Source organism: Christiangramia fulva (genome assembly GCF_003024155.1).
Taxonomy (GTDB): Bacteria; Bacteroidota; Bacteroidia; order Flavobacteriales; family Flavobacteriaceae; genus Christiangramia; species Christiangramia fulva.
In genome coordinates this window covers 1,343,155-1,356,555 of sequence record NZ_CP028136.1, presented here as the reverse complement: position 1 = coordinate 1,356,555, position 13,401 = coordinate 1,343,155, and the positions used below count along the sequence as shown (strand labels likewise).

16 protein-coding genes are annotated in these 13,401 nt (G+C 41.7%); 10 read left to right on the top strand and 6 right to left on the bottom strand.

Annotated features, from left to right (window positions below; all coding sequences use genetic code 11):
- Window positions 1-3 precede the first annotated feature (3 nt).
- From C7S20_RS06270 to C7S20_RS06225, 10 genes are all read left to right on the top strand, one after another.
- Complete coding sequence (locus C7S20_RS06270; RefSeq protein WP_107011681.1) at window positions 4-405, top strand: hypothetical protein; 402 nt, start codon at window positions 4-6, stop codon at window positions 403-405.
- The gene (gene hemF, locus C7S20_RS06265; RefSeq protein ID WP_107011680.1) at window positions 402-1,307 is read left to right on the top strand and encodes an oxygen-dependent coproporphyrinogen oxidase; all 906 of its coding nucleotides are present in this window, start codon (window positions 402-404) and stop codon (window positions 1,305-1,307) included. The genes C7S20_RS06270 and hemF overlap by 4 nt, the downstream gene beginning before the upstream one ends.
- 30 nt (window positions 1,308-1,337) lie before the next feature.
- Window positions 1,338-1,706 carry a four helix bundle protein gene (locus C7S20_RS06260; RefSeq protein ID WP_107011679.1) on the top strand — a complete coding sequence of 123 codons (369 nt, stop codon included), beginning with the start codon at window positions 1,338-1,340 and terminating at the stop codon, window positions 1,704-1,706.
- Window positions 1,707-1,731: 25 nt separating this feature from the next.
- On the top strand, window positions 1,732-2,718 hold the full coding sequence (gene hemB / locus C7S20_RS06255; RefSeq protein ID WP_107011678.1) for a porphobilinogen synthase: 987 nt from the start codon (window positions 1,732-1,734) through the stop codon (window positions 2,716-2,718).
- 62 nt (window positions 2,719-2,780) lie between these two features.
- On the top strand, window positions 2,781-3,131 hold the full coding sequence (locus C7S20_RS06250) for a hypothetical protein (protein ID WP_107011677.1): 351 nt from the start codon (window positions 2,781-2,783) through the stop codon (window positions 3,129-3,131).
- A gap of 96 nt (window positions 3,132-3,227) precedes the next feature.
- Window positions 3,228-3,713 carry a hypothetical protein gene (locus tag C7S20_RS06245; protein ID WP_159039883.1) on the top strand — a complete coding sequence of 162 codons (486 nt, stop codon included), beginning with the start codon at window positions 3,228-3,230 and terminating at the stop codon, window positions 3,711-3,713.
- 149 nt (window positions 3,714-3,862) lie between these two features.
- Window positions 3,863-5,011 carry a CNNM domain-containing protein gene (locus C7S20_RS06240; protein WP_107011675.1) on the top strand — a complete coding sequence of 383 codons (1,149 nt, stop codon included), beginning with the start codon at window positions 3,863-3,865 and terminating at the stop codon, window positions 5,009-5,011.
- Complete coding sequence (locus C7S20_RS06235) at window positions 4,971-5,465, top strand: methylated-DNA--[protein]-cysteine S-methyltransferase (RefSeq protein ID WP_227009114.1); 495 nt, start codon at window positions 4,971-4,973, stop codon at window positions 5,463-5,465. Before C7S20_RS06240 ends, C7S20_RS06235 begins: the two co-directional genes overlap by 41 nt.
- An 18-nt stretch (window positions 5,466-5,483) precedes the next feature.
- Window positions 5,484-6,629, top strand: a complete 1,146-nt coding sequence (locus tag C7S20_RS06230; protein WP_107011674.1) for a serine hydrolase domain-containing protein — start codon at window positions 5,484-5,486, stop codon at window positions 6,627-6,629.
- Window positions 6,619-7,332, top strand: a complete 714-nt coding sequence (locus C7S20_RS06225; RefSeq protein ID WP_107011673.1) for a 3'-5' exonuclease — start codon at window positions 6,619-6,621, stop codon at window positions 7,330-7,332. Before C7S20_RS06230 ends, C7S20_RS06225 begins: the two co-directional genes overlap by 11 nt.
- A 32-nt stretch (window positions 7,333-7,364) precedes the next feature.
- Here the strand turns inward: C7S20_RS06225 and C7S20_RS06220 are convergent, their stop codons facing one another.
- The 6 genes from C7S20_RS06220 to C7S20_RS06195 form a co-directional block, all read right to left on the bottom strand.
- The gene (locus C7S20_RS06220) at window positions 7,365-8,018 is read right to left on the bottom strand and encodes a CoA transferase subunit B (protein ID WP_107011672.1); all 654 of its coding nucleotides are present in this window, start codon (window positions 8,016-8,018) and stop codon (window positions 7,365-7,367) included.
- A gap of 33 nt (window positions 8,019-8,051) precedes the next feature.
- Window positions 8,052-8,414 carry a four helix bundle protein gene (locus C7S20_RS06215; RefSeq protein WP_107011671.1) on the bottom strand — a complete coding sequence of 121 codons (363 nt, stop codon included), beginning with the start codon at window positions 8,412-8,414 and terminating at the stop codon, window positions 8,052-8,054.
- Between the two features lie 37 nt (window positions 8,415-8,451).
- Window positions 8,452-9,150 (bottom strand): CoA transferase subunit A, encoded by a 699-nt coding sequence (locus tag C7S20_RS06210; RefSeq protein ID WP_107011670.1) that lies wholly within the window; start codon window positions 9,148-9,150, stop codon window positions 8,452-8,454.
- A gap of 107 nt (window positions 9,151-9,257) precedes the next feature.
- Window positions 9,258-11,570 carry a penicillin-binding protein 1A gene (locus C7S20_RS06205; protein WP_107011669.1) on the bottom strand — a complete coding sequence of 771 codons (2,313 nt, stop codon included), beginning with the start codon at window positions 11,568-11,570 and terminating at the stop codon, window positions 9,258-9,260.
- A gap of 14 nt (window positions 11,571-11,584) precedes the next feature.
- Window positions 11,585-12,073: a gliding motility lipoprotein GldH gene (locus C7S20_RS06200; RefSeq protein WP_107011668.1), complete on the bottom strand. Its 489-nt coding sequence runs from the start codon at window positions 12,071-12,073 to the stop codon at window positions 11,585-11,587.
- Window positions 12,066-13,241, bottom strand: coding sequence for a PSP1 domain-containing protein (locus C7S20_RS06195; RefSeq protein WP_107011667.1), 1,176 nt, complete (start codon window positions 13,239-13,241; stop codon window positions 12,066-12,068). Before C7S20_RS06195 ends, C7S20_RS06200 begins: the two co-directional genes overlap by 8 nt.
- Window positions 13,242-13,401: the final 160 nt, after the last annotated feature.

Sequence of the window (13,401 nt, the reverse complement as noted above, 5' to 3'; positions counted from 1 at the left end):
ATTATGCTGAATAAAGGTTTTCGCGACGAAGAAAAGCAGAAAGTCAGCGAAGCGCTGACCGACCTTCTGGATATCGAATTTGTTCCCGATCTATGGAAAATGGAACAGGAAAGAAAAGTGCGCGACGTGCTTCAGAAAATTGCCGGCACCGATCTGGAGGCGATCATGAATTCTTCCGATGAAGATTTGATGAACCAGCTACAGGAAAATCATTTCGGAGGTCAGCAATATGAACAACTGGGTGATCTTTTGATTAAAACGGCTCCTTTTCATGAAGAGGAAAATCAGCAAAAACTGGCTCAGAAATCACTGTTGCTTTATGAGTTTTCACAAATAGAGACCAGAACTTTTTCATTCGGACTTATTCAGAAAATAAACCGTGCAAAAGATCTGACAGGAGAATGAGAGAACGTTTTCAGAAATATATCGAAGATCTACAGGATCGAATCACTTCAAAACTGGAAGAGATCGACGGAAAAGCAAAATTTCATGAAGATCTCTGGGAACGCGAGGAAGGTGGCGGGGGTCGCACCCGAGTAATTGAAGACGGCGCGGTGTTTGAAAAAGGAGGAGTAAATATATCAGCCGTATATGGTCCGCTTGCGCCGGCCATGCAGCGATATTTCAAGGTAGGAGATGTTGATTTTTTCGCCTGCGGACTCAGCCTGGTGATCCATCCGAAGAACCCCATGGTCCCAACGGTTCATGCAAACTGGCGCTATTTTGAGATGTATGACAAAGAAGGTAATGTAGTGGACCAGTGGTTTGGTGGCGGTCAGGATCTCACGCCTTACTATCTTTTCGAGGAAGACGCAGAACATTTTCATAAGGTTTCAAAAAAAGTCTGCGACAAGCATGATCCTGAATTTTATACTCAGTACAAGAAAAAATGCGATGAATATTTCTGGAATCATCATCGCGATGAAGCCCGAGGTATAGGCGGCTTGTTTTTTGACTATCTGAAACCAGACGAAAAGAGAACTATAGAAGACTGGTTTAATTTTGTTACTGAAGTTGGAGACTCGTTTCTTGAAGCTTTTGTCCCAATTGTTGAAAAAAGAAAAGATCTGGATTTTACCGAAGCTCAAAGAGAGTGGCAGGAAATTCGCCGCGGACGTTATGTAGAATTCAACCTGGTACATGATAAGGGAACTTTATTCGGCTTAAAGACCAATGGCCGTATTGAAAGTATTTTGATGAGCCTTCCGCCGCATGTGCAGTGGAAATATGATCATCATCCAGAGCCAGGAAGTGAAGAAGAAAAACTATTGAATGTGCTCAAAGAACCCCGAAAATGGGTTTCTTAGCTTTAAGTTTTCAGTTTTAAGCAATAAGCCATGACAGATTATAAAAATTATAAGGTTTGGCAAAAGTCACATTCGTTAGTGCTGGAGATTTATCAGGTTTCTAAACATTTTCCTTCAGAAGAAAAATTTAATCTGATTTCACAAATCGACCGAGCTGCTTTATCGATACCAACGAATATTGCTGAAGGCTGTGGAAGACAATCCCAAAAAGAATTTCATCATTTTTTACATATTTCCAGTGGTTCTGCTTTCGAAATGGAATACCTGATCGAAGTTTCTCGGGATCTTAAATTTATAGATAATAACACTTCTGAAAGTTTGCTTTCGGATATATCCGAAATTAAAAAGATGTTTTTTAGCCTTATTCAGAAAGTAAAAACTGAAATAAAAAAGGCCTAAAGCTTATTACTTAAAACTTATGACTATGATAATAAGAAGAAACAGACGACTCCGAACTAACGACTCCATCCGCTCCATCGTGCGGGAAACTATAATTTCTCCTAATGATTTTATTGTACCGCTTTTTGTGGTGGAAGGGAAAAATATTAAAGAAGAGATCAGTTCCATGCCGGGATATTACAGGTTAAGCCTGGACCTTCTGAAAAAGGAAGTCAAAGAACTCTGGAGTTTAGGTCTCAAATCTGTGCTGTTATTCGTAAAAGTTCCGGAAAACCTGAAAGACAATGCCGGAAAAGAAGCTTTAAATCCCGATGGATTGATGCAGCGAGCGATTAAAGCGGTAAAGGAAGCCGAGCCTGAAATGCTGGTAATGACCGATGTCGCGCTCGACCCGTATTCGATTTATGGCCATGACGGAATTATCGATGCAGGAAAAGTTTTGAACGACGATACCACCGCCGTACTTTCAGAAATGGCACTTTCTCATGCCAAAGCCGGAGCCGATTTCGTCGCGCCCAGCGATATGATGGATGGTCGTATTTTCGAGATGCGCAGCCTTTTGGAAGACGAAGGATTTTATGAAACAGGCATTATGAGCTATAGTGCCAAATATGCTTCTGCATTTTACGGTCCGTTTCGTGATGCTTTAGACTCTGCTCCCGTGGATGCCAAAGATATTCCTAAAGACAAAAAAAGCTACCAGATGGATCCCGCAAACCGCGAGGAAGCGGTGAAGGAAACTTTAATGGATATTGAGGAAGGCGCCGATATCGTAATGGTAAAACCAGGACTTTGTTACCTGGACATCGTTCGGGACATCAGGAATGTTGTGAATATCCCGGTAGCTGTTTACCAGGTAAGCGGTGAATACGCGATGATCAAAGCGGCCGCTCAAAAAGGCTGGCTGGACCATGACGCGGTGATGATGGAGCAATTACTGGCAATAAAACGAGCCGGGGCAAGCCTCATAGCCAGCTATTTTGCGAAAGAAGCAGTTAAATTAATTTCCTGAAAATTTAAAAAATATAACTAAATTTTTAAACAGCGAATTTTCTTTCTACATACATTTGTAGTATGAAAATCAGGAAGCTTTTATTTCCATTGGTACTGTTGCAGGTCTTTTTGCTTGCAACAGGGGTAAAAGCTTTTACTTTTCCTGAAGCACATTTTGAAAAGATTGCTCACAAAGGCAATTTCTTTAAGATTTCTTCTAATGACCAGGCATTTCTTTGCGAAGAAAATGATGGTTCGTTTTTTCAAAATCAGCTGGAGAATGATAAGGATCTTTCTTCAGTTTTCTTCGGAACTTTTCCCGGTTTTCAGTATAAGTTATCCCGGCAGCCGCAGGTTTGCATCGCCGCAGAACCGGTAAATTTCCGTGATATTCTGAAAAAACAAATCTTTCCTTTCCATTTTTTCTGGTAAATACCTGAAGAGATTTTTCGTGGTTCTTTAACCAAAACATCTTTTGCCGCTTCCACAGAAAGGGGCAAATCTTTCAGTTATTTAAATATTTAAAAAATGGACAACAACTCTTTATTGATCGGTTTATTATTGTTTGGTTTATTCATGTTCCCGATCTTATACGTACTCATTAAACAAAATTCCAATGAGAAAAAACACAATAAATTTCTTCAGAAGATCGCCGAAGAACACCGGTTAAAATTTGATAAAACCGGCACTTATGGCCCGCTAAGTCTTGGCCTGGATACCAACAATAAGAAATTGGTTGTAGTAGAATTCAGAGGTAGCGCTGATTATGACATTTTTGATCTAAAAGATGTGAAAAATGTGAAAATCACCAAAAAAATGCTTCCGGCAGGTTACAGCGCTTCCAAAAAGGAGCGCATCATTTATCTAAGCCTTGATCTAGAAAATAAATATGCTTCAAAAATCACCGGCATTACTTTTTATGATGAAGAAGACGAAGAAAGCATCGACGCCGATATCAGGCTGAATGACGCCAAAATATGGGATACGCTGATTCATAAAAATCTGGCTGTTTAAAATATTTCCCAATATTAAACCACAAAGGTTGTTCAGAATTTCAGTCTGCCATAACGCTGGATTTTGGGCAGCCTTTTCGCTTTTATCATTTCTTTTAAAAAATTTGGTTTCAGAATACATAAATTAGCCGGTCTAAGAGTTACCGGTACATGATATTACTGCTTTTATTTGCAACACTTTCCATATTTTTTTCTTTCATGTGTTCAATCCTGGAGGCTGCCCTGCTAAGCATTACCCCTTCATATATCAAAATCAAAAGGAAAGAAGGAAGGAAATACGCGAAAATCCTTGCTCACCTGAAGCAGGATATTGATAAGCCGCTCATTGCCATTCTTACCATTAACACGATTTCCCATACGGTAGGCGCAATTTTAGTGGGCGTTCAAGCCGAAAAGACCTTTGGCCACGGTGGCCATGCCGTGGGAATAGTTTCCGCTTTGATGACGCTCGCTATTTTAGTGCTTTCTGAAATAATTCCGAAGACGATCGGGGCAACTTACTGGAAACGAATGGGCAACTTTACCGCACGTTCACTTAAAATTATGATCTTTCCGCTGAAATATACCGGCATTCTCTGGTTGTTGATGCTCACCACGCGACTCATTGGTAAATCGGCACATGTGAGCAGTATGAGTAAAGAAGAATTTGCCGCCATCACCGATGCTGCCGAGGAGGAAGGCGTTTTTGAAGAAAGCGAGACTACGGTGATCAAAAATCTCCTTGTCTTCAAATCTGTCGAAGCAAAAGATGTGATGACGCCGTTTTCGGTAGCGATTACCGAAGATGAAAGATTGTCCCTGGAAGAATTTCACCGAAATCATAAAAACCTGAAATTTTCCAGAATCCCTGTCTATAAGGGCAAATCGAACAATATCTCCGGATTTATTCTGAAAGACGATGTGCTGGAACAAATGATCGATGAAAAAGGCGACAGGCCCCTTAGCAGTATAAAGCGCGATATCCTGGTTACCCATGACAAAACCCCAATCCCGGAACTTTTCGATATTTTTGTCCAGAAGCGGGCTCATATTTCCATGATCGTGGATGAATTTGGAAACGTAACCGGAATTGTGACCATGGAAGATATTATAGAAACCTTACTGGGACTTGAAATTATGGATGAAAGCGACCGGGTGGAAAATATGCAGCTTCTGGCGCGAAAGAACTGGGAACGTCGCGCGAAAAGACTTGGGCTTATCCAGCGTAAACAGGAGCAGGAAACCGAAAATAAAGCCACTTCAGAAGAGACATCAAATAATGAGGAATCTCAGGAAACCAATAAAAACGGCAAAAATTAAAACTCCTCTTGGTATCGCCTTTCTGGAAGGAGATGAAAACGGACTTCGAACCATTAGAATTTCAGATGAGGAAGGAACAGATTTTCCGGAGATATCGCCGATACTTCAGCCTGCTGCCAAACAACTTAAAGAATATTTCAGCGGGGAGCGCACAGAATTCGATTTAAAATTAAATCCGCAGGGAACAGAATTTCAGAAAAAAGTATGGCTGGAACTGCAAAATATCCCTTTTGGCTCCACCACTTCCTACCTCGAACTTTCAAGAAAAATTGGCGACGAAAAAGCGATTCGCGCGGTTGCCGCCGCAAATGGGAAAAATCCGCTTTGGATCATTATCCCCTGTCATCGGGTGATTGGCAACGATGGTTCGCTTACCGGGTATGCGGGAGGCCTGCATCGAAAGAAATGGCTGCTCGATTTCGAAAATCCGCCGGCACAACAAAGTCTGTTTTAAAAATTGTAATTTAAGGATATGAAAAAGTTCCTCCGGTTTTTCCTTTATTTCATAGCCTTTCTGCTTTTGGTCTCCCTTCTGCTCTATGCTTTTGGTTACGCTTACATTTTCAAAGGAATTAGAACCACTTATTTTACCGGTCATAAAACGGCTTTTATAGACGATTACACCTACTTCGATAATCATGTGATTGCCAATGCCGATACCATTCAGGAATGGCCCACAGCGAAAGGTTATAACCAGATTGAAGCTACCAAAACCCTGGACAGCCTGAATGCCGAATTGGAAACGGTTGCATTCCTTATCATTAAAAATGACAGTATCTGGTTTGAAAAATATTTTGATGATTACGGAAAATTTTCCAGGACGAATTCATTTTCCATGGCCAAAAGCATTACAGTAGCACTGATGTTCAAGGCAATTCAGGAAGGATATCTCAGAAATATCAATCAGCCTGTGGCCGATTTCTATCCGCAATTTGATGAGAGATTGACCATAGGCGATTTGGCTTCCATGTCTTCTGGGCTTAACTGGAACGAAAGCTATTTTAATCCTTTTGGAAGTACCGCCAGAGCTTATTTCTCGAAAAATATCGAAAAAGGAATCCTCAATCTTGAAGTTGTAAAAGAACCCGGGGAAGATTTTGAATACCTCAGCGGAAACACCGAATTGCTTGGAATGATTATTAGAAAAGCAACCGGTAAAAGCCTTAGCCAGTACCTCAGTGAAAGTTTCTGGAAACCTATGGGCATGAATGATGAGGGTTTATGGCAGATCGACAGCCGGGAAAACGGAATGGAAAAAGCCTATTGTTGTATCGCCAGCAACGCGCGAAATTTCGCGAAATTCGGCAGGCTTTTTAAGCATTATGGAGAGTGGAATGGAAAACATCTGCTCGATTCTTCCTTTGTGGCCACCGCGATACATCCCCGTTTTGAAGATACCCCATACTACGGCTACGGTTTCTGGCTCAGCGATTATAAAAACAAGGATATCTTCTATATGCGGGGCGTTTTGGGGCAGTATGTTATTGTGATCCCTGAGGATGATCTCATCATCGTGCGCCTGGGAAAGGAACTCATCAGGGAGAAAATAAATAAACATCATAAAGACTTTTATCTGTATATTGATGAGGTTTATAAAATGATGGAAAATGCTTCATAAATTAAATCTGGAAAACATTCTTTTTCTGGATATAGAGACCGTTCCCGAATTTTCAGAATTTTCAGAAATGGAGGCTGAAAAGAAATTGCTTTGGGAAGATAAATCGAAATACCAACGGAAGGATGAATTTACCCCTGAAGAATTTTATGACAGGGCAGGGATCTGGGCTGAATTTGGAAAGATCATCTGCATTTCGGTAGGTTATTTCAGTTTCAGGAATGGCAGCCGAAACTTCCGATTGACGAGCTTTAAGGGAGAGGAAGAAAAGCTGCTGCGCGATTTCAGCAATTTATTGGAAGAGCATTTCTTCCAGCCTTACCATCTTTTGTGCGCGCACAACGGAAAAGAATTCGATTTTCCGTACATCGCCAGGCGCATGCTGATTCATGGAATTCGCTTACCGGCAAAGCTGGATCTCTTCGGAAAAAAGCCGTGGGAAGTACCTCACCTTGACACCCTGGAATTATGGAAATTTGGAGATTATAAACACTATACTTCCTTAAAATTATTAACCCACGTTCTCGGAATATCTTCTCCAAAAGAAGATATTGATGGCTCGATGGTGTGCGAAGTCTATTATAAAGAAAAAGACCTGACCAGAATTGTTGAATACTGCGAAAGGGACGTTTTAGCAATCGCCCAGGTGATCTTAAGGCTACGCCAGGAAAATCTTTTAAACGAAACCGAAATAAGCAAAATTTAAATTGGCCGAAATCTTTAACTTCAGCAGATTTCTTACAATTTCATCTCGGGAATTTCACCTTCCACGACCAGTTTCCCTTCGGTAGCTTGCTTTATTTCTTCCACGCTAACATCAGGCGCTCTTTCAAGTAATTTGAATCCGTCCTTGGTGACTTCCAAAACCGCCAGATTTGTAACAATCTTGGTCACACAGCCCACACCCGTAAGAGGTAAAGTGCATCTTCGCAACAATTTCGACTCACCGGCCTTATTGGTATGCATCATCGCCACGATGATATTTTCCGCGGAAGCGACAAGGTCCATGGCTCCTCCCATACCTTTCACCATTTTCCCGGGTATTTTCCAGTTTGCGATATCGCCATTTTCAGCGACTTCCATCGCGCCAAGGATGGTAAGATCTACATGTTTCCCTCTGATCATCCCAAAACTCATCGCTGAGTCAAAATAACTCGCTCCGGGCAATGCGGTGATGGTTTGTTTCCCTGCGTTGATAAGATCGGCGTCCTCTTCACCTTCAAAGGGAAAGGGCCCCATCCCGAGAATCCCATTTTCACTCTGGAATTCCACCTGTATATCATCGCGCACAAAATTGGCGACCAGAGTTGGAATTCCAATCCCGAGGTTCACGTAATATCCATCTTTTACCTCTTTGGCGATGCGTTTTGCTATTCCGTTTTTGTCTAACATCTTAATTTACTAATTCATTAATTGAACAATGTATCAATTATTACTGGTTAAATTCCGTTTGCTTGTACTCACAATTTTATACATAATTAAACCTATTTCTTCTGCCCTCCTTTTCAGCTCAGGATCAAAAGGATAAGATTGAGCCCTTTCACAAAGCAATAACCAGTATTTTACTTCTTCCAGTTCTTTTAAAGCAATTTTTATTTTATGAATGAAATCAATTCTACTCTCAGCGTTTTGAGCTTCATGAATATTTGCTCCAATACTTGTTGCCGACTTAAGTAGCTGGTTTGAAATAACATATTTGTGATTTTTCTCCAGTTCCTCACAATATCCAATGACCATCAAAGAAAATTCTATCGATTTCTCAGCAATAATATTCTTCCTTTTTTCCATTGATTCATTGGTACATTGGTACATTGAAAATTTCAAATTATTTTTTACGAACCGTTCTTTGCTCTATTCTTTTTTCATAATTCTCTCCCTGGAAAATTCGTTGCACGAAGATCCCCGGAATATGGATTTGATTGGGATCCAGTTCACCTGGTTCTACCAGTTCTTCCACCTCAGCTACCGTAATTTTGGCGGCACCACACATCACCGGATTAAAGTTCCGGGCCGTACCTTTAAAAATCAAGTTCCCGGCTTTGTCTCCTTTCCAGGCTTTTACAAAGGCAAAATCGGCTTTAAAAGCTTCTTCCAGAACATACATTTTACCATCGAATTCGCGGGTTTCTTTGCCTTCGGCTACTTCGGTACCGTATCCGGCAGGTGTAAAAATTGCGGGGAATCCCTGTTGGGCAGCCTGGCAGCGTGCAGCAAGGGTTCCCTGTGGAATCAGTTCAACATCAAGCTCGCCGCTAAGCATTTGCTTTTCGAAAATGGCATTTTCTCCCACATAGGAAGAAACCATTTTATCGATCTGTTTTTTATGAAGCAGAAGTCCGAGACCAAAATCATCGACCCCGGCATTATTGGAGATGCAGGTGAGATTCTTTACGTTGAGCCGCTTGAGCTCTGAAATGGAATTTTCAGGAATTCCGCATAAACCGAAGCCTCCCAGCATAAAGGTCATGCCATCGCGAACGTCTTCCAGCGCTTCCTGAGCATTCTTTACCGTTTTTATGATCATTATTTCCGATTTTTACCCGAAAATACGAAAATAATGCAGTGGCTGCAATGGCAAACAGGATGGAAATTGCCTATTTCTGAAATAAAATCATGAAAAATTACGAATTCCTAAAAATCAAGTTCGTCGGGAACCGAAGATTGTGAAGTTTTCTTCCGGCCGTAGTTATCACAATTTATTTCAATACTTAAGTCTTCAGGTTTTTCAAATTCTTCTTTTGAAACCTCTAATTTATCATCGGCATAAACATCTTTCATATACATCCCCCAGATTGGCAAAGCCATAGTGGCTCCCTGTCCGTAGGTAATCGTAGGAAAGTGTACCGAACGGTCTTCCCCGCCTACCCAGACACCGGTAGCAAGATCAGGCACCATTCCGATAAACCATCCGTCACTTTGATTCTGGGTTGTTCCTGTCTTTCCGGCAATCGGGTTTTTAAAATCATAAGGATAACCTGTTACCGCGCGTTTATAATCAATTCGGTCTTTGCCCCAGGTACCGCGCAAACGAACTCCTGAACCTGCCTCGGTTACACCTTCCAAAAGGTTAATGGTGACGTAGGCAGCTTCCTTACTCAGCACATCACGGGTAACCGGAGTGTGCTGGTAAAGCACGGTTCCGTTTTTATCTTCAATGCGGTTTACCACCACGGGCTTCACATAAACTCCCTGGTTGGCAAAAGTGCTGAAAGCTGAAACCATCTCGAAAAGGCTGATATCGGCTACACCGAGTGCAATTGCAGGCACTGCAGGAATATTACTCACATCTACTCCAAGCTTCTGGGCAAGATCGATTACCGGTTGCGGACCGGTTTTATCGATAAGCCTCGCAGTCACGGTATTGATAGATTTTGCAAGCCCTTCCTTTAAAGTTACCATTCCTTCATAACCTTCATTACCTGCATTTTGGGGACTCCAGTCTTTCATATTCCCATATTTGCCCGCTTCGATCGTGAAACGGCTCATAGGAAGCGTATCGCAGGGTGAGAATTTAAGCTGATCGATTGCAGTAGCATAAACAAACGGCTTAAATGTAGAACCTACCTGTCTTTTTCCCTGTTTTACGTGGTCATATTTAAAATGCTTAAAATTGGTTCCGCCCACCCAGGCTTTCACTTCGCCCGTTTGGGGTTCCATAGACATCAATCCGGCCTGAAGAAAAGATTTGTAATAAAGTATTGAATCCCGGGGTGTCATGGTGGTATCGATGTCTCCTTTCCAACTGAAAATTCTCATTTCCCGTGGTTTTTTAAAAGAAGCCAGGATCTCTTTTTCCGATTTTCCCTCGGCTTTCATAGTGTACCACCGGTCAGACCTTCTCATCGCCTGCTGAATGATATTTTCTTCCTCGCTCTTATCAATATCGCGGAAAGGAGCGGTTGGATTATTTTTATTTTGTCGATCAAACTCTTCCTGTAAATGCGCAATATGTTTTTTCACGGCATTTTCGGCATATCCCTGCATACGGGAATCAATACTGGTATATATTTTCAATCCGTCTCTGTACAGGCTATAGTGACTGCCGTCGGGCTTCGGATTTTTTTCGATCCAGTCTTTCATAAAGCCCTGAAGGTAAGCGCGGAAATAAGTAGCCATTCCCTCGTCGTGACCTTCCGGAGTAAATTCGATCTTCATCGGTAATTTCTGAAGCGAATCCATTTCATTTTCTGAAATATAGCCATTGCGATTCATCTGTTCCAGTACCTGATTCCTTCTTGCCTCTACCAGATCTGGACGGCGAACAGGATTATAAAGAGCTGCATTCTTAAGCATTCCAACGAGAACGGCAGACTCCTGGATATTGAGATCTTTAGCCTCTTTTCCAAAATAGATCTTCGCAGCAGAACGGATACCGACCGCCTGGTAAACAAAATCGTATTTATTGAAGTACATGGTAATGATCTCTTCCTTGGTATACTGGCGCTCAAGACGGGTCGCGATCACCCACTCTTTGATCTTCTGAAAGATCCTTTCCGTAAAACTATCTGAAACATTTTCGGTAAATAACTGTTTAGCCAGCTGCTGGGTAATGGTACTGGCACCTCCGCGCTGGCCTAAAAATACAGCTGCCCTTAAAGTTCCGCGGGCATCTATACCGGCATGTTTATAAAAACGTTCATCTTCGGTGGCCACCAATGCCTGCACCAAATGCTCGGGCAGATCTTCATATTTCACCGGTGTCCGGTTTTCATTATAATATTTCCCCAGTGTCTTTCCGTCGGAAGAAAAAATCTCAGTGGCAAGATTGGTTTCAGGGTTTTCGAGTTCCTCGAAGGTCGGCATTTTACCAAAAGCACCCCAGCCGGCTAACAGGAAAACAAAGATTGCCAAAAGTATCCCAATACCAAACAATGTCCAGAAACCAATAATATAGGGACGATTGCTATGCGTAGATTTTTTAGTTTTTTTCGATTTTTGGGCCATTTAATTCTTAAATATTATTTTTCGGTTTTTTCAATTCTGAAGCCTACATCGGTGATGCCTTCAAGCAGCTGAATTCCCTTTACACTATCGTTCTTTCTCATCGCCTGCCTGATCTTAACCTGGTAATTTCCGGCTTCATCGAACTTTACGTTCTTCTTATACCACAATTTGTTTTCCTTCACATCACCAAAACCCGTGCCGAGCCATTCCCCATTAGGTTTTGCCATCTCATATTCCAGGGTATCGCTAATCACTTTTCCATTGGGAAACTGCATGTTGGTAATCAAAAAAATGTTGCTATACTTATATTCATTCGTATTCCTGAGATTGATAAAAAGATTGTAAACCTTCGAAGTATCAAGTGTTCCCAGATCAAAGCTAATCACTGAATCTTTATTCCAGCCTCTTACCGACTGGTACTCATCAAAAACCCTTTTTTTATCACAGGCCGAAAAAAACAAAATACTGCCTAAAAGAAATAAAACGATGAATGAGCTACGCATTTTTAGACTTTGATGAGGTATTCCCTTTTCGTTTTTTTCGTTTTTTAGTTTTTCTGGATCGGCGTTTCTTTGGCTGATCGAATCTTGTAAGACTGTCCTGACCAACAACATTATTGAAATCTGGTTTTTTGCTGTCTTCGATCTGGATCTCCAGTTCATACTCTTCAAGGCTTCCCACCTGCTCGCTTTTTTTATTTTTAGCGATGATCAAATTTGCCTGTTCAGGAGTGAGTTTATGCCAGTTCATCCATTCCCCTTCATAGGCGTACCAAAGCAAACCTTTGAAAATGTCAATTTTCTGGCAAACCGCTATTCCTTTCTTGGTTTTTAACTTAACGTCGGTTTTTGGAAAAGATTTTAAAGCTTCGAGATAAGTATCTAATTCGTAGTTAAGACAGCACTTAAGTTTACCGCACTGTCCCGCCAGTTTCTGTGGATTCAGCGATAACTGCTGGTATCTTGCCGCGGAAGTACTTACCGACCGGAAATCGGTTAACCAGGTAGAACAACATAATTCCCTTCCGCAGGAACCAATTCCTCCAAGTCTGGCAGCTTCCTGACGGAGTCCGATCTGCCTCATTTCAATTCGTGTATTGAATTCATGAGCATATTCCTTGATCAACTGACGGAAATCCACGCGGTCATCGGCTGTATAATAAAAAGTGGCTTTAGAGGCATCGCCCTGGAATTCCACATCGCTGATCTTCATACTCAAATTGAGCCTGATAGCGATCTGGCGGGCGCGCTGCTTGATCTTTTCTTCCCTGTCACGGGCTTCCTGCCAAACGTCGATATCTTTTTGAGATGCCTTCCTGTAAATCTTCAGAATTTCCCCTGATTCGGGATCTTCCTTCTTCTTTTTCATTTGAATGCGTACCAGTTCACCGGTAAGGCTAACCATTCCCACATCATGCCCGGGACTGGCTTCAGTAGCGACGATATCACCGATATTCAGACTTAAATTTTCGGTATTTTTATAGAAATGTTTACGTCCGTTTTTAAAACGGACTTCCACGAAATCAAAGGGTTCCACACCTCCCGGAAGAGACATGTTCGACAACCAGTCAAAAACAGTGAGTTTATTGCACCCGTCAGTTCCACAGGTACCGTTATTCTTACATCCTTTCGGCTGACCGTCTTTACCGGTCGAGCAACTGCTGCAAGCCATAGATTATATATATTGAGAAGTCTGCCGGAGGAAAGCTGAATATTTTCTGATTCGGATAATCGAACCGGTTCCAGCTCAAAATTTCATTCCAGCACCTTCCTGGGGTTCGTAAAAAATTTCACAATTCAAAGCCTCTAAGCTCCCAAAGCATAAGAATTAA

Bases quoted from the DNA above. Each gene is read 5' to 3' on its own strand.
- C7S20_RS06270 (WP_107011681.1), top strand. From the start codon at position 4: ATGCTGAATAAAGGTTTTCGCGACGAAGAAAAGCAGAAAGTCAGCGAA.
- hemF (WP_107011680.1), top strand. From the start codon at position 402: ATGAGAGAACGTTTTCAGAAATATATCGAAGATCTACAGGATCGAATC.
- C7S20_RS06260 (WP_107011679.1), top strand. From the start codon at position 1,338: ATGACAGATTATAAAAATTATAAGGTTTGGCAAAAGTCACATTCGTTA.
- hemB (WP_107011678.1), top strand. From the start codon at position 1,732: ATGATAATAAGAAGAAACAGACGACTCCGAACTAACGACTCCATCCGC.
- C7S20_RS06250 (WP_107011677.1), top strand. From the start codon at position 2,781: ATGAAAATCAGGAAGCTTTTATTTCCATTGGTACTGTTGCAGGTCTTT.
- C7S20_RS06245 (WP_159039883.1), top strand. From the start codon at position 3,228: ATGGACAACAACTCTTTATTGATCGGTTTATTATTGTTTGGTTTATTC.
- C7S20_RS06240 (WP_107011675.1), top strand. From the start codon at position 3,863: ATGATATTACTGCTTTTATTTGCAACACTTTCCATATTTTTTTCTTTC.
- C7S20_RS06235 (WP_227009114.1), top strand. From the start codon at position 4,971: ATGAGGAATCTCAGGAAACCAATAAAAACGGCAAAAATTAAAACTCCT.
- C7S20_RS06230 (WP_107011674.1), top strand. From the start codon at position 5,484: ATGAAAAAGTTCCTCCGGTTTTTCCTTTATTTCATAGCCTTTCTGCTT.
- C7S20_RS06225 (WP_107011673.1), top strand. From the start codon at position 6,619: ATGCTTCATAAATTAAATCTGGAAAACATTCTTTTTCTGGATATAGAG.
- C7S20_RS06220 (WP_107011672.1), bottom strand. From the start codon at position 8,018: ATGTTAGACAAAAACGGAATAGCAAAACGCATCGCCAAAGAGGTAAAA.
- C7S20_RS06215 (WP_107011671.1), bottom strand. From the start codon at position 8,414: ATGGAAAAAAGGAAGAATATTATTGCTGAGAAATCGATAGAATTTTCT.
- C7S20_RS06210 (WP_107011670.1), bottom strand. From the start codon at position 9,150: ATGATCATAAAAACGGTAAAGAATGCTCAGGAAGCGCTGGAAGACGTT.
- C7S20_RS06205 (WP_107011669.1), bottom strand. From the start codon at position 11,570: ATGGCCCAAAAATCGAAAAAAACTAAAAAATCTACGCATAGCAATCGT.
- C7S20_RS06200 (WP_107011668.1), bottom strand. From the start codon at position 12,073: ATGCGTAGCTCATTCATCGTTTTATTTCTTTTAGGCAGTATTTTGTTT.
- C7S20_RS06195 (WP_107011667.1), bottom strand. From the start codon at position 13,241: ATGGCTTGCAGCAGTTGCTCGACCGGTAAAGACGGTCAGCCGAAAGGA.